At 71.9% G+C, this 23,737-nt stretch carries 20 protein-coding genes; 10 read left to right on the plus strand and 10 right to left on the minus strand.

All coding sequences use genetic code 11. From position 1 onward, the window contains the following. The first annotated feature begins 68 nt into the window (after window positions 1-68). A complete protein-coding gene (locus tag HCN51_RS33810) occupies window positions 69-1,241 on the plus strand; it encodes an extracellular solute-binding protein (protein WP_168015173.1) in 1,173 nt (390 codons plus the stop codon). A gap of 126 nt (window positions 1,242-1,367) precedes the next feature. Here HCN51_RS33810 and HCN51_RS33815 read toward each other — a convergent pair whose 3' ends face one another. After that, window positions 1,368-1,568, minus strand: a complete 201-nt coding sequence (locus HCN51_RS33815; RefSeq protein WP_080042252.1) for a hypothetical protein — start codon at window positions 1,566-1,568, stop codon at window positions 1,368-1,370. Between the two features lie 218 nt (window positions 1,569-1,786). Next, the gene (gabT, locus tag HCN51_RS33820; protein WP_168015175.1) at window positions 1,787-3,115 is read right to left on the minus strand and encodes a 4-aminobutyrate--2-oxoglutarate transaminase; all 1,329 of its coding nucleotides are present in this window, start codon (window positions 3,113-3,115) and stop codon (window positions 1,787-1,789) included. Window positions 3,116-3,192: 77 nt separating this feature from the next. Between gabT and HCN51_RS33825 the strand changes: the two genes are divergently transcribed. Then, window positions 3,193-4,740, plus strand: coding sequence for a PucR family transcriptional regulator (locus HCN51_RS33825; protein WP_346433883.1), 1,548 nt, complete (start codon window positions 3,193-3,195; stop codon window positions 4,738-4,740). Here the strand turns inward: HCN51_RS33825 and HCN51_RS33830 are convergent. Beyond that, a complete protein-coding gene (locus HCN51_RS33830; protein WP_080042249.1) occupies window positions 4,706-5,332 on the minus strand; it encodes a TetR/AcrR family transcriptional regulator in 627 nt (208 codons plus the stop codon). The two genes, HCN51_RS33825 and HCN51_RS33830, sit on opposite strands and share 35 nt — an antisense overlap. Before the next feature lie 291 nt (window positions 5,333-5,623). On the opposite strand from HCN51_RS33830, the gene HCN51_RS33835 reads away from it, so the two are divergent. Continuing rightward, a complete protein-coding gene (locus tag HCN51_RS33835) occupies window positions 5,624-7,051 on the plus strand; it encodes an aldehyde dehydrogenase family protein (RefSeq protein ID WP_168015177.1) in 1,428 nt (475 codons plus the stop codon). A 74-nt stretch (window positions 7,052-7,125) separates the two neighbouring features. On the opposite strand, the gene HCN51_RS33840 is transcribed toward HCN51_RS33835, so the two are convergent. Next, entirely contained in the window at window positions 7,126-8,226 is a 1,101-nt protein-coding gene (locus tag HCN51_RS33840) for a trypsin-like serine peptidase (RefSeq protein WP_206068200.1), read from the minus strand. A gap of 390 nt (window positions 8,227-8,616) precedes the next feature. Here HCN51_RS33840 and dxr point away from each other — a divergent pair, with 390 nt between their 5' ends. Then, on the plus strand, window positions 8,617-9,807 hold the full coding sequence (gene dxr / locus HCN51_RS33845; RefSeq protein WP_168015179.1) for a 1-deoxy-D-xylulose-5-phosphate reductoisomerase: 1,191 nt from the start codon (window positions 8,617-8,619) through the stop codon (window positions 9,805-9,807). Window positions 9,808-9,846: 39 nt separating this feature from the next. Continuing rightward, window positions 9,847-11,013, plus strand: a complete 1,167-nt coding sequence (gene ispG / locus HCN51_RS33850; RefSeq protein WP_168015181.1) for a flavodoxin-dependent (E)-4-hydroxy-3-methylbut-2-enyl-diphosphate synthase — start codon at window positions 9,847-9,849, stop codon at window positions 11,011-11,013. 387 nt (window positions 11,014-11,400) lie between these two features. Here ispG and HCN51_RS60085 read toward each other — a convergent pair whose 3' ends face one another. After that, window positions 11,401-13,275 (minus strand): glucuronyl esterase domain-containing protein, encoded by a 1,875-nt coding sequence (locus HCN51_RS60085; protein WP_168015395.1) that lies wholly within the window; start codon window positions 13,273-13,275, stop codon window positions 11,401-11,403. A 293-nt stretch (window positions 13,276-13,568) separates the two neighbouring features. Here HCN51_RS60085 and HCN51_RS33860 point away from each other — a divergent pair, with 293 nt between their 5' ends. The 3 genes from HCN51_RS33860 (at window position 13,569) to HCN51_RS33870 (ending at window position 16,917) form a co-directional block, all read left to right on the plus strand. Next, window positions 13,569-15,140: an alpha/beta hydrolase gene (locus HCN51_RS33860; RefSeq protein WP_168015183.1), complete on the plus strand. Its 1,572-nt coding sequence runs from the start codon at window positions 13,569-13,571 to the stop codon at window positions 15,138-15,140. Window positions 15,141-15,247: 107 nt separating this feature from the next. Then, window positions 15,248-16,090: a GNAT family N-acetyltransferase gene (locus tag HCN51_RS33865; protein WP_168015396.1), complete on the plus strand. Its 843-nt coding sequence runs from the start codon at window positions 15,248-15,250 to the stop codon at window positions 16,088-16,090. Window positions 16,091-16,092: 2 nt separating this feature from the next. Then, window positions 16,093-16,917: an NmrA family NAD(P)-binding protein gene (locus HCN51_RS33870; RefSeq protein ID WP_168015185.1), complete on the plus strand. Its 825-nt coding sequence runs from the start codon at window positions 16,093-16,095 to the stop codon at window positions 16,915-16,917. Between the two features lie 27 nt (window positions 16,918-16,944). Here HCN51_RS33870 and HCN51_RS33875 read toward each other — a convergent pair whose 3' ends face one another. Genes HCN51_RS33875 through HCN51_RS33885 form a run of 3 tightly spaced genes read right to left on the minus strand, consistent with a single transcriptional unit; the run spans window position 16,945 to window position 19,875 of the window. After that, a complete protein-coding gene (locus HCN51_RS33875) occupies window positions 16,945-18,630 on the minus strand; it encodes a SpoIIE family protein phosphatase (protein ID WP_346433884.1) in 1,686 nt (561 codons plus the stop codon). 55 nt (window positions 18,631-18,685) lie between these two features. Then, on the minus strand, window positions 18,686-19,063 hold the full coding sequence (locus tag HCN51_RS33880) for a DUF3037 domain-containing protein (RefSeq protein WP_168015189.1): 378 nt from the start codon (window positions 19,061-19,063) through the stop codon (window positions 18,686-18,688). Further along, a complete protein-coding gene (locus HCN51_RS33885) occupies window positions 19,060-19,875 on the minus strand; it encodes a HipA family kinase (protein ID WP_206068201.1) in 816 nt (271 codons plus the stop codon). The genes HCN51_RS33880 and HCN51_RS33885 overlap by 4 nt, the downstream gene beginning before the upstream one ends. A 90-nt stretch (window positions 19,876-19,965) precedes the next feature. On the opposite strand from HCN51_RS33885, the gene HCN51_RS33890 reads away from it, so the two are divergent. Together HCN51_RS33890 and HCN51_RS33895 are read left to right on the plus strand one after the other, a co-directional pair. Then, window positions 19,966-20,931, plus strand: a complete 966-nt coding sequence (locus HCN51_RS33890; protein WP_168015191.1) for an ArsR/SmtB family transcription factor — start codon at window positions 19,966-19,968, stop codon at window positions 20,929-20,931. Window positions 20,932-21,047: 116 nt separating this feature from the next. After that, window positions 21,048-21,596: a TetR family transcriptional regulator gene (locus HCN51_RS33895; protein ID WP_168015194.1), complete on the plus strand. Its 549-nt coding sequence runs from the start codon at window positions 21,048-21,050 to the stop codon at window positions 21,594-21,596. Here HCN51_RS33895 and HCN51_RS33900 read toward each other — a convergent pair. Beyond that, window positions 21,580-22,452, minus strand: coding sequence for a TIGR03619 family F420-dependent LLM class oxidoreductase (locus HCN51_RS33900; protein ID WP_168015196.1), 873 nt, complete (start codon window positions 22,450-22,452; stop codon window positions 21,580-21,582). The genes HCN51_RS33895 and HCN51_RS33900 overlap by 17 nt on opposite strands. Continuing rightward, window positions 22,449-23,696 (minus strand): LLM class flavin-dependent oxidoreductase, encoded by a 1,248-nt coding sequence (locus HCN51_RS33905; protein ID WP_080042235.1) that lies wholly within the window; start codon window positions 23,694-23,696, stop codon window positions 22,449-22,451. The genes HCN51_RS33900 and HCN51_RS33905 overlap by 4 nt, the downstream gene beginning before the upstream one ends. Between the last annotated feature and the right edge of the window lie 41 nt (window positions 23,697-23,737).

A 23,737-nucleotide genomic window follows, 5' to 3' on the forward strand; every position in this document is an offset into this window, starting at 1 on the left:
GAGCGCGGGCGGCGTCCCCCCAGGTCCTGACACCGGTAAGCTCCAGCAGACGGACAAGGGGGGACAACGTGAATCGCCGCCGTACTTTCGCCCTGGCGCTCGCCGCGACGGCGCTGGTGGCCGGCACCGGTGCGGTGACGGACCCGGCGCCGTCGGCGACCTCCGAGCCACGGCCCACCCTCACGGTCAAGCTCTCGGCCACGCCGAAGCCGACGCCCACGCCCACGCCCACCCCGACGGCGACGCAGAGCGACGGCACGCTGCAGATCCTCACCTACCGGGGCTACGCCGAGTACGGCGGCGTCAGCCCCAAGGTCAACTGGGTGGGCAACTTCGAGAAGGAGACGGGCTGCCGCATCGCCCGCCTCGACGCCGTCCAGACCGCCGAGGAGATGGCCACCAGGGTCACCCAGCGGCAGTACGACGTCATCACCGCCGGGCCCGTGCTGGCCGCCGACCTGATCGCGGCCAAGCAGGTGCAGCCCATCGACCCGGCCAAGGTCAGCGACTACAAGGACCTCGCCGAGCGCTTCCGCGACATGACGACGGTGTCGGGCAAGGCGTACGGGGTGCCGTACCTGTGGGCCTACCACGAGTTCGTCTACGACTCCTCCCGGGTCAGGGGCGGCGGGCTGGAGCAGGTCTTCTCCTCCCCGCGGGCCGCGCTCAAGGACACGCCGCTGACGATCGCGGACGCGGCCCTGGCCGACGGGTCGGCGAAGGAGCCGTACGAGCTGGACGAGGCCGCGCTCGGCAAGGCGATGGCGCTGCTGGAGCGCAACAAGGAGCGCGTCTACTGGCAGAACCCGATCGACCTGGTCAAGGGGTTCGCCACGGGGGCGCTCGACTACGCGCAGGTCACCCCGTACTATCGCCTGCTCCTGCAGCAGGCCGGCATCCCGGTCAAGACCTTCCCGGCGCCGCGCGCGACCGGCTGGGTCGACTCGTGGCTGCTGGGCGCGCACGTCCCCGACACCACCTGTGCCTACCGGTGGCTCAACTGGGTGACGGCGGCCAACGCGCAGCGTGACGCCGCCGCGTGGGTGGGCATGGCGCCCGCCAACTCCAAGGCGTGCAAGGGGCGGGCCAGGGCGATGTGCGAGACGTACGGGGTGGGGGAGCCGAAGCGGCTCGACCGGGTGGAGTTCGCCGTGCGGCCGCCCGGGGGTTGCGGGGCCGAGGACGGGGAATGTCTTGATTATCGCGTCTGGGCCGATAGGTGGAACGCGTTGCGCAAGTGAACCGGTCCGCGCGGAGCTGATGCCACGGGCCCGTCCGTCCCCCCGCCGGGCGTGGCCGTCGAGAGGCGCCCCGGGCCTTCCCCCCGGTCCCGGGGCGCCGCCGCGTCCGCCGGCGGGAGGGGCCGTCTACCGGGAAGGGAAGGCCACGACCGTGGCCATGGGCTCGGGCAGCAGCGCCTCGGCGCAGTCGGCGCAGGCGAGCACCGCGGAGTCGTCGGGCAGGCGGCCCACGCGCACGCGTGGCCGCGGCCACCTCTTGTGGCAGACGACGCAGGCGTCGCCGTCGCGCTGGGCCCAGGTCAGGCCCTCAGGGTCGAACGTCAACATACTCCGCGCCGATCTGGTCGGACCCCAGTTCATCACGCTCCCAGCTGCCATCGCCCCACCGTATGTCGCAACCGTTATAACCCTGACCGAGGCCGTGAGCGTCCAGCTGAGCGTCAAGTCAGGGTGAATTCTCTACCCGGATGGGGCCGTTTACACCACAAAAACGGGCATCCAGCCCAAGCTGGATGCCCGTTTGGTTGGTTTTCACCTAGTGCCGCCTAGAGCTCGGCGATCGCCTTCTCCAGGATCCCCAGACCCTCCTCCAGCAGGTGCTCCGGGATCACGAGCGGCGGCAGGAAGCGCAGCACGTTGCCGTACGTGCCGGCCGTCAGCACCAGCAGGCCCTCCGCGTGGCAGCGCTTGACGACCTCCTGGACGGCGGTCGGGTTCGGCTCCTTGGTGCCCGGCTCGACCAGCTCGATCGCGATCATCGCGCCGCGCCCGCGCACATCGCCGATCACGTCGAAACGCTCCTTGAGCGCCTCCAGCCGGGGCAGCATGACCTCGCCGATCCGGCGTGCCTTGGCGACCAGGTCCTCCGCCTCGATCGTCTCCAGCACGCCCAGCGCGGCCTCGCACGCGAGCGGGTTGCCGCCGTACGTGCCGCCGAGGCCGCCGACGTGCACCCTGTCCATGATCTCCGCGCGGCCCGTCACAGCGGCCAGCGGCAGGCCGCCCGCGATGCCCTTGGCGGTGGTGATGATGTCCGGGACGACGCCCTCGTCCTCGCAGGCGAACAGCGTCCCCGTCCGCGCGAAGCCCGTCTGCACCTCGTCGGCCACGAACACGATCCCGTTCGCCCGGCAGAACTCCGCGATCCGCGGCAGGAACCCCCTGGCCGGCACGATGAAGCCGCCCTCGCCCGCGATCGGCTCGATCACCACGGCGGCCACGTTCTGGGCGCCGATCTGCTTGGTGATCAGGTCGATGGCCTGCTCGGCGGCCTCCTCCGCGCAGTTCTCCGGGCCGGTCGGCCAGCGGAACGGGTAGGCCAGCGGCACCCGGTAGACCTCCGGCGCGAACGGGCCGAAACCCTGCTTGTACGGCATGTTCTTGGCCGTCAGCGTCATCGTGAGCAGCGTGCGGCCGTGGTAGCCGTGGTCGAACACCACGACACCCTGGCGGCCGGTGGCGTGCCGGGCGATCTTGACGGCGTTCTCCACGGCCTCGGCGCCCGAGTTCACCAGGAACGTGCGCTTGTCGTGGTCACCCGGCGTCAGCTCGTTCAGCTTCTCGCAGACCTGCACGTACGACTCGTACGGCGTGACCATGAAGCAGGTGTGCGTGAAGTCGGCAACCTGCTTCTGGACGCGCTCGACGACCCTGGGGGCGGCGTTGCCCACGTTCGTCACGGCGATGCCGGAGCCGAAGTCGATGAGCGAGTTCCCGTCGGCGTCCTGCACCACGCCGCCGCCGGCGCGGGTGACGAACACCGGCAGCGTGGTGCCGATGCCGGGCGGGACGGCCGCCTGCTTGCGGGCCAGCAATTCCTGGGACTTCGGGCCTGGGATCGCGGTCACGACGCGCCGCTCCTGGGGAATGCTCATGGCTCCGACGGTACGGCGGCCTCCCACCAGGTCCGATACGTCGATATGTCACACTGGGAGTACTCATCTTTGCCGGAATGGACAAACTTCTCATGCCGCCTTCGCTCCAGACCGTCGCGCGCCGCATGAGCCTCCGGCCGGTCGCCGGCACCACGCGCCCGGGGGTGCTGGACGCCGCCGTGCGCTGGGTCGCGGTCAGCGAGCTCTCGGACCCGACACCGTACCTCGAAGGCGGGGAGCTGCTGCTCACCACCGGCCTGCGGATGGAGGGCGACCTGACCGGCTACGTGGGCCGCCTCGTGCACCGGGGGGTGGCCGGGCTCGGGTTCGGCGTCGGCGTCTCGCACGAGGAGGTGCCGCCCGCCCTCGCCGAGGCCGCCGAGTCGGCCGGGCTGCCGCTGTTCGAGGTGCCGCGCGAGACGCCGTTCATCGCGGTCGGCAAGGCGGTCAGCGAGCTGCTGGCGGCCGAGCAGTACGAGGAGATCAGCCGCGCCTTCGCCGCCCAGGGCCGGCTGACGCGGGCGGCCCTGCGGCCGGAGGGCGTGCACGCCGTCATCGACCGGCTCGCCAAGGAGGTCGGCGGCTGGGCCGCGCTGCTGGAGGAGTCCGGTGAGGTCCGGCACGCGACGCACGGCGCGAACACGGCCCTGGTCGCGGCCGAGCTCGCGCGCCGCCGCGGCCGCCCTTCGGACGTCGGCGGTGGAGACCGGTTGCCGGCCAGTCTGGCGCTTTCCGGGCCCGGGGAGCACGTCGTGGTGCAGCCGCTCGGCGGCGGGGCGCGTCCGCGCGGCTTCTTCGCCGTCGGCGCCCCGCACGCCTTCACCCCCGTCACCCACACCGTGATCAACGCGGCCGGCTCCCTCCTCACGCTGGCCATGGAGCAGGGCCGGGCCCAGCTCGCCGCCGAGCGCCACGTCCGCACGGCGGTGCTGGAGCTGCTGCTGGCGGGGGAGCGCGAGCCGGCCGGCGCCGTCCTGGGCGCGCTGGGCGGGCGCCTGCCCGAGCCGCCGGTCGTGGCGCTCGCCGCGGACCCGCCGGCCCTCGACGCCTTCGGCACGCACGCCTTCGCCGCGCTGCTCGGCCCGTACGGAGGGCGGGCCGAGGAGGTCGCCGTCGCGCTCGTGCCCGAGAGCGCGGCCGAGGAGGTGGCGCTGGGCGCGCGGGCGCCGGTGGGCGTCAGCCTGCCGTGCGACCTCGGCGCGACCGGCCTGGGCAACGCGCTCGACCAGGCCGGGCGTGCCCTGGAAGCGGCACGGGGCCGCACCCGCGGCAGGGGGAGGCTCGTCAGGTTCGGGGAGCTGAGCGGGCAGGGCCTGCTCGGCCTGCTGGACCCGGCCGCCGCCCAGGCGTTCGCGGCCGCCGTCCTCGCCCCGCTCACCACGTACGGCTCCCGGGCCGACCTGGTGGCGTCGCTGCACGCGTACCTGGACAGCAACGGCCACTGGGACGCGGCGGCGCAGCAGCTCGGCGTGCACCGCCACACGCTGCGCTACCGGATGCGGCGCGTCGCCGAGCTGCTCGGCCGCGACCTCGACGACCCCGGCACGCGCGCGGAGCTGTGGCTGGCGCTGGAGGTGGCCAGAGGCTCGGCTACTTCTGCTTCTCGACGAGGTAGCAGCAGATGACCGCCGTGGTCACCGCCTCGTACGTGCGCCCGTCGCGCAGGTGCCCGGCCCGCTCCAGGGAGATCGCCCCCTGGGCGGCCGCCCACAGCGCGTCGGCGATCTTGCGCGGCTGGGTCGGGATCAGGTAGCCGGCCGAGATGCAGTCGGCGATGACGCGGTCGAGGATGTTCAGGGCGGCGCGGGCCAGCGTCCGGGCGCGCTCGCTGGGCTCGAAGCCGGGGATCGCGCGCTCGAACATGAGGCTGTAGTAGCCGGGCTCCGACAGGCACGCCTGCCGGTAGGCGGGGCCCAACGCGTGCAACTGCTCCAGCGGGTCGCGGCGCTGCGGCACCGCCTCCAGGAAGCGGCGGAAGCGCTCGAACCCCTCCAGATAGAGCGCCTCCGCCAGGCCCTCCCTGTTGCCGAACATGGTGTAGATGACGGTCGTCGTGCAGCCCGCCTCGGCCGCGATGCGGCGCATGGTCAGGCTCTCGGGGCCGTCGGTGCGCAGCAGGTTGACCGCGACGTCGAGGAGGCGGGAGCGCAGCTCGTCGTGGCCGGCGCGCTCACCCATGAGGTAGGCGCCCTGCAGCCCCAGAGGCGCCGAGGTCATGAGACCTCCCTGGTGGCCAAGGAACTCTGCGTCCTTGTGACCTCACGTTGTTCGGTCACGGGGCCCACGCCTTTCTGATCGGGGGCCCGCCGCGCTGGAGACCCGCACCCGGTGACTTAGCCATAGCGGAGATCGCTCAAACCACTCCGCATGGTAAACATCCCGAATTGGGTCTACTTCTGTTACATCATGGGTATACAACGGGGCTTGTACTTAACGGTGAGCCCTCGCGGGAGTGTTGTGCATCGTGGTGTGAATCCCCGGTCCACGCTTTGGCATAACGTCGGTGACATGGACGTGCGTACCTTCTGGCTGGCCGGCCGCGCCGCGACCGGGGACACCGAGCTCACCGTCACCAACCCCCACGACGGCCGCGAGGTCGGCAGGCACTCCGTGCCGACCGACGCGCAGATCGAGGAGGCCGTCGCCGCCGCCGCAGCCGTCGCGGGGCAGGCCGCCGCGCTGCCCGTCCACGTACGGGCCGAGGCCCTCGCCCACGTCTCGCGCCGGATCGCCGAGCGGGCCGACGAGATCGCCCACCTCATCACCGCCGAGAACGGCAAGCCCATCGTGTGGGCCCGCGGCGAGGTCGCGCGCGCCGTCGCCACCTTCCGCTTCGCCGCCGAGGAGACCCGCCGCTGGTCCGGCGGCGTGCAGCGGCTCGACACCGAGCCGGCCGCCGCCGGGCGCCTGGCCTACGTCTCCCGCGTCCCCAAGGGGCCCGTGCTGGCGATCACCCCGTTCAACTTCCCGCTGAACCTGGTCGCCCACAAGGTCGCCCCCGCCATCGCCGTCGGCGCCCCCGTCATCGTCAAGCCCGCCCCCGCCACGCCGCTGTCGTCACTGCTGCTCGGCGAGATCCTCGCCGAGACCGACCTGCCCGCCGGCATGTTCTCGGTGCTGCCCATCGAGAACGAGCGCGCCTCCGCCCTCGTCCACGACCCGCGGCTGCCGGTCGTGTCGTTCACCGGCTCCGCGCCCGTCGGCTACGCCATCGCCGACCAGGTGCCGCGCAAGCACGTCACGCTGGAGTTGGGCGGCAACGCCGCCGCCGTCGTGCTCGCCGACGCCGACCTCGACTGGGCCGCCCAGCGCATCGCCCTCTACTCCAACTACCAGGCCGGGCAGAGCTGCATCGCCGTCCAGCGGGTGATCGTCGAGCGGCCCGTGTACGACGCGTTCGTCGAGCGCCTGCTGCCCGCCGTGTCCGCCCTCGTCACCGGCGACCCCGCCGACGAGAAGACCCAGGTCGGCCCGCTGGTCTCCGAGGCCGCCGCCGAGCGGGTCGAGCAGTGGGTGCGCGAAGCCGTCGACGCCGGCGCCAAGGTGCTGGCCGGCGGCACCCGGCAGGGCGCCACCGTGGCCCCGACCGTGCTGGCCGACGTCCCGCACGACGCCAAGGTGGCGTGCGAGGAGGTGTTCGGGCCCGTCATGATTCTGCAGCCGGCCGCCTCGATCGACGAGGCGTACGCGATGGTCAACGACTCCAAGTACGGGCTGCAGGCCGGCGTGTTCACCCGGTCGCTCGACGCCGCCTTCCGCGCCAACCGGGAGCTGGAGGTGGGCGGGGTGATCATCGGCGACGTGCCGTCGTACCGGGCCGACCAGATGCCGTACGGCGGGGTCAAGGACTCCGGGATCGGCCGCGAGGGGCTGCGCTCGGCGATGGAGGACTACACCTACGAGAAGGTCATGGTGCTGACCGGTCTGACGCTCTGAAACGGCTCCGGGCGTCTTGCGGTCTTCAGGACGCCCGGGCTCACTGACGGTCAGGCGCGCTGCGCCGTCTCCGGTCAGGCGCGCTGTGCCGTCTCGAAGAGGGCCTTGATCGCGTCGCCGAAGTACGGGCCGTACATCGTGCGCTGGTCGTCGCTGTACTTGAAGCTGCTCAGCGACGTGATCGTGCCCTTGCCGCCGGCCGTGTCGAACCCCGTCATCCACGGCCCGCCGCTGGCGCCCGCCGTCATGTCGCAGCCGAGGCCCTGGTCGCGGGTCTGGCCGTACGGGTCGTTCTTCAGGCGGCCCGCGCAGTAGACCAGGTGGTCCCCGTCGTACGGCGGGTCGGCGGGATAGCCGAAGCCGAACGCCTGCCCGCCCCGGCCGCCGTTGAAGGCGATCTCCTGCGTGCCCACCACGTCGGCCACGTGCCTGCCGTGCGAGGTGCCGAGGGCGACCATGCCGACGTCGTAGTTGTCGTCGCCGCTGCGCGACCAGGGCCCGGCCACGAACATGCGGCGGGCCGTGTACTGGCCGTACGGGCGCAGGCCACTGGTGCCGTAGCCGGGGACGAACGTCCAGTTCGCCGCCCACTCGCCGGCGCCGTCCTTGACGCAGTGGCCGGCGGTGACCACGACGTCCTTGTTGGCGCTGCGCACCGTGCTCGCCGAGCAGACGAAGTCGGCCCCCGCCACCGTCAGGAACACCCGGCCCGTGGTGCGCGCCACGGCGCCGCCGGTGATCCACCGGGAGCCGATCGTGCTGGTGTCGGGCCTGGCCGCGGTCAGGTGGTGCGAGCCCATGAGCTTGCGCGGCAGCGACAGGTCGGCCTTCTTGCCCGTCAGGCTCGGGGCGGTGCGCACGCCCTGGCCGCCCGTGACGCCGCCCAGCAGGTCGCCGCCGTCGGTCACGTCGGTCACGTCGGTCACGATGCCGAGCAGGCCGATCGGCAGGGCCTTGGCCATGCGCTCGGGCGTCCAGTAGTCGAGCACGCGCCGGTGGTCGGCGGCGGTACGCGCGGCGACATGCTCGACGATGTCACTCCGCCGGGCCGCCGTGTGCACGGGGGCGGCCGGTGGGTCGGCCTGCTGGCGGCCGGGTGCCGCGCCGAGAAGCGTGGGGCCGATCAGCCCCGCTAGGAGCGGCGCCGCCGCAAGCAGGGGGGTGCTCAAGGTCATGGCCCCCGAGTGTGCACCACGAGTTGTGTTCTTGTGACTACTTTCGGTAAATTGCTCGGGGTGCATGGGCGGTTTGTGGTGATTGAAGCCGTTCACTGAATTATGGGTGGCGCGACCGATCGGCTTGCCGGCGCTCGCGCCGCGCCCGGGGGCGCTTTGGCGGAGTGCGTTCACGCGCCGGCGCTCGCGGCATTACGAACCTCCCAAACCCGCAGGTGGGAGCCGGAGGATGGCTGCCGCAATATGCGAATATCTCAAGATACGCGCATGCCGATATGACGATATTCCGGCATAAACTCCCTGCATTCCCGGGCGTCACAAAAGTGGGGGAATTTTGCGGCGACGGGTCCCGCGTGCCCGAGTGCGCCGTACAGCGGGGACAATGGACACGTGCATGAACAGACCCTCCGCTCCGTCGTCGTGCTCGGCTCCACCGGCTCGATCGGCACCCAGGCCCTCGACGTCATCGCCGGCAACCCCGGCGGCTTCAAGGTCGCCGCGCTCGCGGCGGGGGGCGGCAGGGTCGAGCTGCTGGCCGCGCAGGCGGCGCGGTTCGGCGCCGAGGCGGTGGCGGTGGCCGACGCCACGGCCGTCCCCGCGCTGAAGGACGCGCTGGCCGCGCACGGCGTCGCGCCCACGGTGCTGGGCGGCCCGGAGGGGGTCGCCGAGGTGGCCGCGTGGCAGTGCGACGTGGTGCTCAACGGCATCACCGGCGCGCTCGGCCTCACCTCCACGCTCGTCGCCCTGGAGGCGGGCAGGTCGCTGGCGCTGGCCAACAAGGAGTCGCTGATCATCGGCGGGCCGCTGGTCAAGCGGCTGGCCCGGCCGGGGCAGCTGCTCCCGGTCGACTCCGAGCACTCGGCGGTGCTGCAGTGCCTGTGGGCCGCCGGGCCCGAGGGCTACGACCCGTCGAGCGTCAAGCAGCTCGTGATCACCGCCAGCGGCGGGCCGTTTAGGGGCATGAAACGCGAGGAGATGGCCGACGTCACCCCCGAGATGGCCCTGGCCCACCCCACCTGGTCGATGGGCCCCTACATCACGGTCAACTCCGCGAACCTGGTCAACAAGGGCCTCGAGGTGATCGAGGCACACCTGCTCTACGATCTCGGCTTCGACCGCATCGAAGTCGTCGTCCACCCCCAGTCGATCATCCACTCCATGGTCGAGTACGTCGACGGCTCCACCATCGCCCAGGCCAGCCCGCCCGACATGCGGCTGCCGATCGCCCTCGCGCTCAGCCACCCCAGGCGCGTGCCGGGCGCCGCGCGGCCCATCGACTGGGCCAAGGCGCACACCTGGACGTTCGAGCCGCTCGACGACCTGGCGTTCCCCGCGGTCGCGCTGGCCAGGCACGTGGGCGGCGAGGGCGGCACCGCACCCGCCGTCTACAACGCCGCCAACGAGGTCTGCCTCGACGCGTTCCTTCGGCGCGGGCTGCCGTTCCTGGCCATCGTCGACACCGTGGCCAAGGTCGTCGAGGAGCACCAGGTGACTCCCGCCGACTCCGTCGAAGAGGTGCTGGCGGCCGACGCCTGGGCTCGCGCCCGTGCGGCCGAACTCACAGCCGGGCAGTCCCGCTAGCTACCTAAACTGGAAAGCGTCGTCACAGTAAGGGTTGAAATGACTTCTGTAGCTCTCGGCATCCCGACGGTACGCCCCAAGCCGCTCGCCCAACGCCGCCACTCCCGCCAGATCATGGTCGGCAGCGTGCCCGTGGGCGGCGACGCCCCCGTGTCGGTGCAGTCGATGACGACGACGGTCACCGCCGACGTCAACGCCACCTTGCAGCAGATCGCCGAGCTGACCGCCTCGGGCTGCCAGATCGTCCGGGTGGCGGTGCCGTCCCAAGACGACGCCGACGCGCTGCCCATCATCGCCAAGAAGTCGCAGATCCCCGTGATCGCCGACATCCACTTCCAGCCGAAGTACGTGTTCGCGGCCATCGACGCGGGCTGCGCCGCCGTCCGGGTCAACCCCGGAAACATCAAGAAATTCGACGACAAGGTCGGCGAGATCGCCCGCGCCGCCTCCGACGCCGGCATCCCCATCCGCATCGGCGTCAACGCCGGCTCCCTCGACAAGCGCCTGCTGGAGAAGTACGGCAAGGCCACCCCCGAGGCGCTGGTCGAGTCGGCGCTGTGGGAGTGCTCCCTGTTCGAGGAGCACGGCTTCCGCGACATCAAGATCTCGGTCAAGCACAACGACCCGGTCGTGATGATCAACGCCTACCGCCAGCTCGCCGCCCAGTGCGACTACCCGCTCCACCTCGGCGTCACCGAGGCCGGCCCGGCCTTCCAGGGCACCATCAAGTCCGCCGTCGCCTTCGGCGCCCTGCTCGCCGAGGGCATCGGCGACACCATCCGCGTCTCCCTGTCGGCCCCGCCGGTCGAGGAGGTCAAGGTCGGCACCCAGATCCTGGAGTCGCTCGGCCTCCGGGAGCGCGGCCTGGAGATCGTCTCCTGCCCGTCCTGCGGCCGCGCCCAGGTCGACGTCTACACCCTCGCCGACCAGGTCCAGGCCGGCCTGGAGGGCATGAAGGTGCCGCTGCGCGTGGCCGTCATGGGCTGCGTCGTCAACGGCCCCGGCGAGGCCCGCGAGGCCGACCTCGGCGTCGCCTCCGGCAACGGCAAGGGCCAGATCTTCGTCAAGGGCGAGGTCATCAAGACCGTCCCCGAGTCGCAGATCGTCGAGACGCTGATCGAAGAGGCGCTGCGGCTGGCGGAGGAGATGGGCGTCGAGGTCGACCTCGACGACGAGCCCACCGGCCCCACGGTCACGGTCGGCTAGCCGCACCCGCTGGGGTGGGCCCGAACCCGGGCCCACCCCTTGTGTCCCCTCCACTTCGGTCTGGGCGGCGAGCCACCGGGGGCGGCGCTGCCCGCAGCACGTGCCGCGGCCCGAGACAACAACAGAGGGCGGAGTAACGGGGATCCGTCCATCAGCCCGAGGCTCGGGATCCCGACGAGCGTGAGCGGGTCGTCGCCGCGGCGCAGGGGCAGCGATGTCGCGGCGGTCACTCGCATACGGGCATTGCTCGCCGGCCGCGCCCAGGTGTTCGGCCGGGTGCCGCCTCTCGTCCTCGACTCCCGGGCCGAGCTCGCGTTGCGCATGGCGGGGATGAGCTGGGCCCGGGGCTCTGTGACCTGATCGAGGAGGCGGGCCGGGAGGTCGGCGTCAGGCGCAGGTGTAGCCGGACGGGAGTGAGGTGGTGCCGTTGGGGCGGGACACCTGGAAACCGGCCGTGCTGTTGGCGGCGCCCGCCGCGATCGTGCCGTTGTGGGCGACGTTCTTGATGGTGACGGTCTGGCCGCTGGTGGTGACCGTGCCGTTCCAGGAGCCGGTCAGGGTGTGGCCGGCCGGGAGGGTGAAGGTGACGGTCCAGCTCGTGATGGGGGAGGTGCCGGTGTTGGTGATCGTGAGGGGCTGGATGACGTAGCCGGTCGGCCACTGGGTCTGGACGGTACCGGTGGCGGTGCAGGTGCCGGTCGCGGGGCCGGGCTGGGTGGTGATCTGGGTCGTGGGGGAGGCGGGGGAGGTGTTGCCGGCGGCGTCCCGGGCTCTGACCTGGTAGCGGTAGGCGGTGTTCGGGGCGAGGCCGGTGTCGGTGTACGTGGTGGTGGTCGAGGTGCCTGCCTGGGTGAAGGTGCCGCCCGTCGTGCCGGGGGCGCGGAGGATGTCGTAGCCGGTCACGCCGGTGTCGTCTGTCGAGGCGGTCCAGGTGAGGGTGGTGCTGGTGGAGGTGGTCGCCGAGGCGGTGAGGGTGCCGGGCGCGGTGGGGGCGGTGGTGTCGGTGCCGCCGTCGGTGAGGGTGGGGGTGGTCCAGTCGCGCCACTCGGCGAGGTTGCCGCTCTTGCTCGACGCGATGCGCATCGTGCCGGTGGCGGCGCCGGTGTTCAGGAGGAACTTCTGGATGTTCTGCTGGAGGGGGGTGCGCCATTCCGGGCGGGTGGCGCAGTGGGTGCCGTCCTGGACGTCCGACCAGTACGTGATGTTGCCGCCGGCGCCCAGCGCCTTGTAGATCTCGGCGCCGCCCAGGGCGGCGACGCTCGCGGATCGGGCGGCGAGCCAGTCGATGTGCGGGTTGTCCATGATGAACAGGCCGCGCGGGGCGATCATGCCGATGACCGCGTGGGTGTCCACGGGCAGCCGGCCGGGGCTGCCGGTGAAGGAGCCGAACGCGTCGCCGAGCCACGGCTGCTCCGAGTAGGCGCTGCTCAGGGGCTGGGCGCCGCTCTCGCCGGGGATGGAGCGGAACGCGGCCACGCCGCCGCTGCCGGACTCGATGGGCATGGTCAGGGCGATGCGCTGGTCGAAGGCGCCGACGACGAAGGCGCCCTTGCCGTAGCGGGAGCAGCCGGTGACGCCGGTGGCGTCGGCGCGCAGGACGCCGCCGCCCGACTGCTCGATGACGTCGATGATCCGGCTGACGCCCCACGCCCAGGCGGCCAGGATGCCGGTGCTGCTGGAGGCGCCGTAGATGGTGTAGAAGGCGCCCTGCTTGCTGGTACGCGGGGTGCCCTCGCGGCCGACGGCGAGCGGGTCGTAGCTGATGACGGCGGCGCCGGCCGCCTTGATGGTGGCGGTGTCGGCGCCGAGCCCGCCCAGGACGACCACGGCGGGGAACGGGCCGGTGCCGCTCGGCAGGTCCAGCCCGGCGGAGAAGCTCGCGCTGCGGCCGTTGTGGGAGACGTTCACGGTGATGCCGGTCCTGGAGACCGTGCCGGTGACGCTGGCCGGCTTGGCGGGCTTCTCGCCGTACACGAACTTCTCCGCCAGCTTCTTGATCTCCTGGCGGCGGCAGCGCCAGTCGGCCTTGGCGGTGATGCGGGTGCCGTTCAGCCTGGTGAAGGGGTCGGGGAGCCGGGAGACGGTGGGTAAGGAGCCCGCGTCGGGCAGGGCGGGCACGGCGCAGTCGGCGCCCTCGTCCTCGACTCCTGCCGCCGCCGTGGCGGCCCGGGTGGTCGCGACGGTCGTCGCGCCGAAGACGGCGATCGAGAGTGTCGTCGCCATGGCCAGTGTGCGGAGTTTGGTGCGGGCCCGGCCGATCATCACGGCGCTCTCCCTTCCGAGAGGTGGGGTGCTGGCGATCAGTCTGAGAAGGCCCTCGAAATATGTCAATGATTTCTCGAAACTTTCGGCGTCACGGACGAGCGGCACGCCCGTGTGCTGTGGTGATGAGCGGGTGGAGCGCCGAAAGTATCGGAAATTAGGTGAAAGAAGGCACCGAGCCATGGCGGCATCACGGAACGGCAAGCATTTCCCCATACTCACCGTCACGACCCCGTCGCTCGCGGGAGCATCTCAAGGCCTATGACAAGGAAGGGGACTCGGTGAAGCGGGTTATGGGGGTTGTCGCCGGGCTGGTGATGCTCGTCGCCGGGGTCGCGACTGCGGACGGGACGGCGGTGGCCGGCAGGAAGGCGCCTGTGGTGTGGGGGGCCTGCCCGAAGGTGGCGGGCAAGACGGCCTCGGCGGCTCTGGAGTGCGCCACCGTACGCGTGCCGCTCGACTACCGCGAGCCCATGGGGCAGCAGATCAAGATCGCGCTCAACCGGATCAGGGCCAAGGTCTCCAGGGACGCCAACCACCTCGGGACGCTGCTCGTCAACCCGGGCGGGCCGGGCTCGTCGGGGCGGGACCTGACCGAGTACGTGGCCACGTCGCTGCCCGCGGACGTGTCCGAACGCTACGACATCATCGGGTTCGACCCCCGAGGTGTCGGCGCGAGCCAGCCGTCCGTGCACTGCGTGGACCCGGCCACGTACTACAAGGCCCCGAGGCCCGACGCGGTGCCGCACGGCAAGGCCGAGGAGAAGGCGCTGCTCGCCCGCGCCGCCGGGTACGCCTCCCGCTGCGGCCAGCTCTGGTCATGGTTCCTGCCGCACCTGACCACCGAGAACTCCGCCCGGGACATGGACGCCATCCGCGCCGCCCTGGGCGAGGAGAAGATCAGCTACCTCGGCTACTCGTACGGCACCTACCTCGGCGCCGTCTACGCCACCCTCTTCCCGACGCGCGTCAAGCGCCTGGTGATGGACAGCTCCGTCGATCCCACCGGCGTCTGGTACGACTCGAACCTCAAGCAGGACCGCGCGTTCGAGCACCGGCACCGCCAGTTCCTGGCCTGGACCGCGCGGCACCACGACGCCTACAAGCTGGGCGCGACGCAGAAGCAGACCTCGTTCGCCTACTACGCGATGCGTGACCGGCTGCGCGCGAAGCCGGCCGGGGGCGTGGTGGGGCCGAGCGAGCTCGACGACACCTTCACGGTGGCCGGTTACAGCGACAAGGTGTGGCCGCAGTTCGCCCAGGCGTGGTCCTCGTACGTGCGGCAGGGCGACGTCAGGGGGCTCGTGGAGATCTACAACAAGCACGGCAAGAACGACGCGGCCGACGAGAACGGCTACGCCATCTACCTGGGCGTCCAGTGCCGCGATGCCCGCTGGCCGCGAAAGTGGGACACGTGGCGGGCCGACATGAAGGCCCTGCACCGCGAGGCGCCGTTCCTGACCTGGCCGAACGCCTGGTTCAACGCGCCCTGCGCGTTCTGGCCGGTGCGGGGCGGCACGCCGGTGAAGGTGCACGCGTCGCGGAAGCTGCCGCCGTTCCTCATGCTGCAGTCGCGGCACGACGCGGCGACCCCGTACCAGGGGGCCCTGCAGATGGCACGGAGCTTCCCGCGCGCCCGCATGGTGCTGGAGGGCGGCGGCAACCACGGGGTGTCGCTGGCGGGCAACAAGTGCCTGGACGGATACCTGGCCGCGTACCTGCGGGACGGCACGCTGCCGCGCCGGGACACGACCTGCCCGGCCCTGCCGGAGCCGCGTCCGGCCGCGCACATGACGTCGGGCGACCCGAAGCGAGCGGGCCTGCTCGGGATCCTGGGCGTGCTGGAGGGGCTGCCCATCGGGTGAGGACCGCCTCCGCTGACGTCGCGAGATCCGGCTGACGTCAAGAAAGGGTTACCGTGGGCAGTGCCGGATGCCGGATTCGGTAACCCTTCGCGTAGTCTGACCATGTGATGCTGCGTACATCGGCGTCGCGCGTGCTCGACGACAACGACCGGGACGAAGTCCTCGCCCTCCTGGACACCGATCCGGTCGCCAATGTCTTCGTGTCCTCTCGGGTGCGGGCCGTCGGACTCAACCCGGCGAGGCTCGGTGGGCAGATGTGGGGGTTCGGGCCGCGCGGTGGCCTCGTGTCACTCTGTTACGCCGGAGCCAACATGGTGCCGGTCAACGCCGGCCCCGAGGCCGTGCACGCGTTCGCCGACCGTGCCCGCAAGCAGGGGCGGCGCTGCTCGTCCATCGTGGGCCCGGTCGATGCCGTCTCGCTGCTGTGGGAGCGGCTGGAGCCGCACTGGGGGCGGGCGCGGGCGATCCGCTGGGCGCAGCCCGTCATGGCGACCTCCAGCAAGCCGGACGTGGCGGCCGACCCGCTGGTGCGGCGGGTGCGGCCCGAGGAGTTCGACGTGCTGCTGCCGGCGTGCGTGGCGATGTTCACCGAAGAGGTCGGCGTCTCGCCGAACCTCGGTGACGGCGGCGCCCTCTACCGCACGCGGGTGGCCGAGCTGATCAGGATCGGGCGGTCGTACGCGCGGATCGACGACGGCCGGGTGGTGTTCAAGGCCGAGGTGGGGGCCGTGACCCCGCAGGCCTGCCAGATCCAGGGCGTCTGGGTGGCGCCCGAGCTGCGCGGCAGAGGCTACGCGGTGGCGGGCATGGCGGCGGTGGTGGAGGCGGCGATGAGCTGCTTCGCGCCGGTCGTCTCGCTCTACGTCAACGACTTCAACCACGCCGCCCGGGCCGTCTACCGGAAGGTGGGGTTCCAGGAGATCGACACGTTCATGTCCGTATTGTTCTAGGCATGATCCTTGTCACGGGTGCAACGGGAAACGCGGGCGGCGCGCTGGTGCGCACGCTCGCCGAGGCGGGCGAGCCGGTACGCGCGCTGGTGCGGCGCGAGGTGGAGCTGCCCGCCGAGGTGGCTCTGGGAGACCTGAACGATCCCGAGTCGGTGGCGGGCGCCCTGACCGGCGTGCGCGGGGTGTTCCTGCTGGCCGGCTACGACCGGATGGACGAGACGCTGGCGGCCGTGGCGCGCGCCGGGGTCGAGCACGTGGTGCTGCTGTCGGCCAGCGCGGCGGAGGCCGCCGACGTGAGCAACCCGGTCTCGAAGTACCACGTGGAGTCGGAGGCGCTGGTACGCGCGTCGGGGGTGCCGTGGACGGTGCTGCGCCCGCGCACGTTCATGTCGAACACGCTGCGCTGGGCCGATCAGGTCAAGGCCGGTGACGTCGTCCGCGACTCCTGGCCGGGCGTGGCGGTGGCGACCGTCGACCCGCTCGACATCGCCGCCGTGGCCGCCGCGGCCCTGCTGGAGAAGGGGCACGACGGGCAGGTGTACGGGCTGACGGGCCCGCGGGCGCTGCGGCCGGCGGAGCGGGTGGAGATCCTGGGGGCGGCGCTGGGCAGGAAACTGCGCTTCGAGGGGCTGAGCGATGAGGAGGCCAGGGCCGAGATGCTGGCCGGCGGTATGCCGGAGGCGTACGCGGAGGCGTTCTACGGGTTCTTCGCCCGGGGAGAGCTGGACGAGTCGGCGGTGCTGCCGACCGTCGAGCGGGTCACGGGGCGCCCGCCGCGCACGTTCGAGGAGTGGGCCCAGGCGAACGCCGATGCGTTCCGCCGCTGACCGGGCCCGCCCCAGGCGGGCCCAGCGCTAACCGGGGACGCGCAACGTCAGCATGGCGACGTCGTCGTCGTTGTCGGCGGGGCGGACGCGGCTGAGCAGGCGGTCGCAGTAGGTGCTGAGCGGGTGCCGGGTCAGCGCGGCCGCCTCCTCACGCAGCCGGTCGAGGCCGTCGTCGAGCGAGTGGGTGGGCGACTCGATCAGCCCGTCGGTGTAGAACAGCAAGGTGGATCGCGGCGGCAGCTCGACCACGGCGTCCTTCCTGGCGGGCGCGAAGCCGGTGCCGAGGAGCATGCTGCTCGCCTCCTCCAGGTAGCGGGTGCGCCCGTTCTCCTCGATGAGCAGCGGCGGCGGGTGGCCCGCGTTGGTCCAGCGCAGCCGCCACCCGTCGCCGGAGCGCTCGGCGCGGGCGAACACGGCGGTGGCCATCGTGGCCTCGGCCATGCGGACCACCGCCTGGTCGAGCCGCTCCATGACGGCGCTGGGCGGCTCCTCCAGCTCCCCGGCATAGGCGCGCAGCATGTTGCAGACCTGCGCCATGCCGGAGGCGGCGTCGAGGTCGTGGCCGACGACGTCGCCGATGACGAGGCCGGTCGTCTCGCCCGACAGCACGAACGCGTCGTACCAGTCACCGCCGACCTGGGAGGCGCGCGGCGCGGGCAGGTAGCAGGCGCCCATCTCCAGCCCGGGCACGGACGGCAGCCGGGGCAGCAGGTGGCGCTGCATGGTCTCGGCCACGCGGCGCTGCCGCTCGTACAGGCGGGCGTTGTCGAGCGCCAGCCCGGCGCGGCGGGCGATGTCCTCGACCAGGAGGAGGTCGTTGGTGGAGAACGGGTGGGGCTGCCCCGCGCGGCCGAGCGTCATGGCGCCGACCACATCGCGCACGCCGCGGATCGGCGCGATGCACGCCGAGTGGATGCCGGTGGCCTCGAACAGCTCGCGCTGCGCGACCGCGATGCCCGAGTCGGGCGGGCCCTGGTAGTGCTCGGGGCCGACGAGCGTCGCGGTGACGCCGCGCAGCGCCCGTGACAGCGGCATCGGGGACTCCATGGACAGCGGCGGCATCAGCCGCTCCAGGTCTTCCCGGTGGGTCAGGACGCCGTTCTCGTGGTGGACGACGGTGTTGCGGACCACCTCGCCCTCCTCGGTGAGCAGGTCGATGACCACCCAGTCGGCCAGCAGCGGGACCACCAGCCGCACCAGGTGGCGGATCGTCTCGTCGCTGTCGAGGCTGGAGGTGAGCGTCGTGGTCGTCTCCGCGAGCAGCGCCAGCCGGTCGAGCTCGGTCATGGTCGTGGGGGCCTGCGTGCGCACCCACTCACCGGGCTCGGAGGAGCCGGTCTCGTAGAAGATGACCAGCGCGTTCGCGCCGCCGTCGCCTTCGGTGCCGCACGGGGTGACCATCCAGGAGATCTGCATGAGGGAGCCGTCGCCACGCTCCAGCCACGCGTCCTCGCCGCTCGCCGTGACGCCTTCGAGGAGGGGCTGGCGCATGTCGCACAGGCTGCGCGGCAGCGGCTCGCCGCCCCTGCCCCGGTGCAGCGCGTCGTGGGCGTCGCGGCCCAGCAGCTCCGCCGCGCTGCGGCGGAGCAGGTGCTCGGCTCGGGGGCTGACGTCGATGATCCGGCCGCGGTCGTCCACGACGTACGTGCCGGCGTGGGTGAGGTCCCGGAACCGGCAGCAGTGCTGCTTCGAGCATTGCCGCGCCTCTCCCACTACCGGCCCTCCTCCCTTTCGCACCTCTTACCCAGCATCGACGCTGGTCAAGGGGCTAAATTCGGACAAGCTTATCGAAAAGCCGGGCCAGCTCGGTGCCGGGATCAGCGGTGAGGCCCGCGTGCACCGGGCCCGCCTGCACGATCGTGCTGCGCGGCGCGGTCAGCCAGCGGAACCGGCCGCCGAGCGGCTCTCCCGCCAGCGGCCCGCACTCTTCCCCGCAGGCCAGCTCGTACGCGCTGAGCGCCCGGCGGACCCCGTCGACGTCGGCCTGCGGATCGAGCGCCCGCAGCCGCCCGGGGTCCAGCTCGACCTTGGCGCACAGGTAGTCGCGGGGCTGGCAGTAGAGCAGCACGCCCGCGTTGATCAGCTCGCCCCGCTCGACCTTGGGCATCACGCGGATCACCGCGTACTCGTAGACGTCCCTGCTCACCGGCCGCCGCCTCCCCGCCAGAACTCGCCGACCGACCCGGGGCCCGCCTTGGGGGCCTTGGGCTGCTCGAACCTCAGCCACTCGCGCGGCCCGTGCGCCCGCCGCAGCAGATGATCGACGTACGCTTCGCGCACCTCGCCGGGGGAGCCGAAGCCCGGCTCGCCGGCCAGCCACTCGTCCGGCACCAGCGCCGTCACGCCCTCCAGCAGCTCCCGCGTGATCCGGCCGGCCAGCTCCGCGCCCGCCGCGCCGACGTCGCCCGCGTACGGCGCGAGCACGTGGTCGCTCGCGTCGAACGGCCGCTGCGGGTCGGCGGTGCGCCAGTTGTGGTGGAACCACAGGGCGGCCCCGTGGTCGATCAGCCAGGTGTCGCGGTGCCAGACCAGCAGGTTGGGGTTGCGCCAGCTCCGGTCGATGTTGTGGATGAGCCCGTCGAACCACAGCACCCGCGCCGCGAACAGCGGATCGGCCACCCACGCCAGCGGCTCGAACCCGAGCGCGCCCGGCAGGAAGTCGACCGCGAGGTTGAGCCCGGCGCTGGCCTTGAGCAGCTCCTGCACCTCGTAGTCGGGCTCCCTGACGCCGATCTGCGGGTCGAGGTCGATGAGCTTGAGGTCGGGTGTCCTGAAGCCGAGGTGGCGGCCCAGCTCGGCGCAGATGATCTCGGCGACGAGCACCCGCCTGCCCTGGCCGGCCTCGCGGAACTTCACGACGTACGTGCCCAGGTCGTCGGCCTCGACGACGCCGGGCAGCGACCCGCCCTCCCGCAGCGGGGTGACGTAGCGGGTCGCCGCGATCTTTTCCAGCACCATACGAGGCTATCGCCTGCCTTGATCGGGACGAACCTGTCGGACGGTGGCGGGCCATCGTAGAGTGGGGCCGATGAGGGGATCGAGGGATCGATGCTCAGGATTCACTTCACCGGCGACGACTTACGGCGCACCCGACTGGCGGAGACCGCGGATCCCTTCTGGGAGATGGTGTTCACCAGGCACCGGCTCGCCGACCCCGCGCCACCGGCGACCCTGCGCCCCTGGCTGACGGAGATGCGGCGCGAGGGCGACCGGCTGCACCGCTACGAGCGGGTGGTGTCGGCGCTGACGCCGTTCGGCCCCTACTTCCCCGACTTCATCACGCCCGTGGAAGGGCTCCAGGGGCTCGACGCCGGTCTGCAGGCGCTCCTGAGCACGCCGCGCGCGCGGCTGCGCCGCGAGCTGGGCACGCTGGCCCGCACGTCGCCGCTGCCCGGCTGGGGCCGGCGGCTGGCCGAGGGGGAGACGGCGACGCTGATGAACCTGGCGGCCACGCTGCGGGCCTACCACGCCATCGCCATCGAGCCCTACCGCGACACGATCGAGGCGGCCATCGCGGCCGAGACGACCCGCCGCAGGCGCGACCTGACCGAGGGCGGCCCCGACGGGCTGCTGCGCGGGATGGCGCCGCTCATGCGCTGGCGCCCGCCGCTGCTGGAGGTCGACTACGACGTTGACCGCGACCTGCACCTCGGCGGGCGCGGGCTGCTGCTGATCCCGTCGTACTTCTGCCGGCGCGTCCCGGTCGCGCTGGCGGACCCGGCCTTGCCGCCCACGCTGGTGTACCCGATCGACCGGCACTCCCACTGGGAGTCGAACCGCACCGAGTCGCTGGTCGCGCTGCTCGGCGCGACCCGCGCGACGGTGCTGGCCGCCATCGACGGCGGCGCCACCACCACGCAGCTCGCCGAGCGGGCCGCGACGTCGCCCGCCTCCGTCAGCCGCCACACGCGGGTGCTGCGCGACGCCGGCCTGATCGAGACGCACCGCCACGGCACGGCCGTCCTGCACGTGATGACCCCGCTGGGGCGCACCCTACTGTCGTCGGGCCGGTAGGGCGTGTCCACCCTTTGCGCCCACGTGCAAAGGGTGGCCGCGCTCCGGACGCGGCCCACATACTGAAGCCCTCGCTGCGGAGCCTTCCATACGATCTCGTATGGAAGGCTGAGCGGGTGAGACGGTTGAACGCGGACGACTGGGCGCGGGCGGCGCTGGAGGCGTTGGCGGAAGGTGGGCCGGCCGCGGTCGCCGTGGAGCCGGTCGCGGTACGGCTGGGTGTGTCCAAGGGCAGTTTCTACTGGCACTTCCGCAACCGGCAGGCGCTCCTGGAGGCGGCGCTGCGGCGGTGGGAGGCCGCGACCGAAGAAGTCATCGCGGAGCTGGAGACGGTACGCGAGCCGGTGGCGCGCATGCGGGCCCTACTGGGGCGGGCCTTCGGTGACCGGCACGACGCTGCCGTCTCGTTCCGGCTGATCAGTGAGGCCGACGACCCTCTCGTGCGGGAGGTGGCCCGGCGGGTGAGCGAGCGGCGGCTGGCGTACATGCGGGCGTGCCTGGAGGCGGCCGGCCAGCCGCCGGAAGAGGCGGAACGGCGGGTGCTGGCCGGCTACGCGACCTACCTCGGGCTGGCGGCCCTGATCCGGGTCGGCGTCATGGACGAGATGCCCGCCGCGCTCGTCGAGGCCGCCATGGCCGAGCTCGGGCTCAGGTCTTCGCGATGACCTCCTCGGCGAAGCGCTCCATGGTGACGATCTTGAGGTCGAGCGAGCCCGTGCCGTACCTGGCCTTCTCCTCGTCGGTGGCCAGCCACCACGGGGCGGCCATCGTGCCCGTCACGCCCTTGGCCTCGAAACGCCGGTACGTGTCCGCGTCCGGCAGCACCGCGAGCGGGGCGATGACCTCGAAGCCGTCGAGCGACCGGCCGTTGGCGTCGAGATGGCGGCGCAGGGCGGCGAGAACGTCGTCGAACTGCTCCTCGGTGTAGATGCGGTTGCCGATCCAGCCGTCGCCCAGCCGCGCGGCCCGGCGCAGGGCGGCCTCGCTGTCACCGCCCACGAGGACCGGGATCGGCCGCTCCGGCGTGGGGCAGATCGACAGCGGCGGCAGGCCCTCGACGGTGACCGTCTCGCCCGCCCACAGCTCGCGCAGCACGGGGATCATCGCGTTGAGGCGGCGGCCCCGCGTGTGGAAGTCCTGTCCGGTGCCGACGAACTCCTCCTCGCACCAGCCCACCCCCACGCCGAACGTCACCCGGTCGTGCGACAGCACCGCGGCCGTGGAGACCTGCTTGGCCACGGTGAACAGGTCGCGGGCCGGGGCGATGTAGACGTTCGGGGAGAAGCGCAGGGTGGTGGTGACGGCGGCCATCGCGCCGATCGTCACCCACACGTCCGGCCAGTGCGTGCTCGCGTCCCAGCGGGGCCGGCCCGACGACGAGTACGGGTACGGCGAGGCGAAGTCGGCGTAGAAGAGGTGGTCGGAGAGCGTCAGCGTGTCGAAGCCGCACCGCTCGGCCGCCCGCGCCAGCTCCACGAACTGGCCGGTGTCGACGAACGAGGCCCCCAGCCAGTACCTCATCGGAACTCCGGGGCGACCTTGGTGGCGAACAGCTCCAGGTTGCGCTTGACCGTGTCGAGCGGCAGCACGCCCTGCTGGCCCTGCATGTAGAGGCCGAACCACTCCAGGTCGGGCATGCGGTCGAGCATGCGCTGGATGCCGCGCTTGACGTCGTCGGGGGTGCCGAACAGCGCCATCTCGACGTCGTTCATGCGCCTGGCGTCGCCCTTCTCGGGGGAGATCGGCTGGTGCTTCTCGTCCTCCTTCTTGCGCAGCACCTCCAGGTAGCCGAAGGGGCCGAAGAAGGCGGCGAAGTCCTTCGGGATGCTGCGGCCGAAGGTGTTGATGGCCTCCTCCGTGGTGTCGGCGATGCCGACGATCTTGAGGATGCCGGTGTGCTCGCCCAGCTTGTAGTGGCGGCCCTGCTTGGCCGACTCCTCCTGGTACAGCTTCGCCTTCTGGGCGTGGTCGTCGGGGTTGGGGGTGAACATCCACGGCAGGATGTCCTCTTGGGCGGCCCTGATGACCGACCGGTCGGAGATCGTGAACGGCTGCCACAGCTCCGGGTGCGGGTTCTGGTACGGGCGGGGGCAGACGGAGACGGCCTTGATGGTGCCGTTCTCGTCCATCTCCTCGGGGGAGCCGAACGTGCGGGTCCACTCCTGGGCGGGCCAGCCCTCGATGCCCTCGTACGGGTAGGGCACCTGGTAGTCGAGCACGTCTGACTTGTAACGGACCGTCTCCTGCGTCCACGCCATCTTCATGATCTTCAGCACCTCGCCGAAGACGTCGAAGTTGCGCGTGTCGGACGCCGAGCCGTCGGAGCGGGCGGCGGCGGCGTGCCAGCGCTGGCCCAGCACGTTCATCCAGCGGTTCTGGTAGCCGCGGGCCACGCCGAGCCGCAGCCGGCCCTTGCAGAACTGGTCGAGCAGCGCCACGTCCTCGGCCGCCCTGATCGGGTCCCACGCGGGCAGCACGAGGCCGAGCGGGGCGAGCAGGATGCGCTCGGTCCTGGCGGCGAGGTCGGTGAGGAACATCAGCGGGTTGACCGAGAACTCCATGCCCTCCGAGTGGAAGTGGTGCTCGGTCATCATCAGCGCGTCGAACCCGACCTGGTCGGCGTGGACGGCTATCTCCCGTACCTCGTGCAGCAACCTCTGGTACGACTCCGTGTCGCGCCCGATGGGCCGCTTGGCCCTGGCGTTCTCCTCGGCGGCGTAACCAGAGCCTGGAATTTGCGGATTCAGGAAGATAGAAAACTTCACCGGGGACCTCTTTCCGCGGGATGGTCTTCTGCAAGGTACTC

Source organism: Nonomuraea composti (assembly GCF_012034275.1).
GTDB classification, from domain to species: Bacteria; Actinomycetota; Actinomycetes; order Streptosporangiales; family Streptosporangiaceae; genus Nonomuraea; species Nonomuraea composti.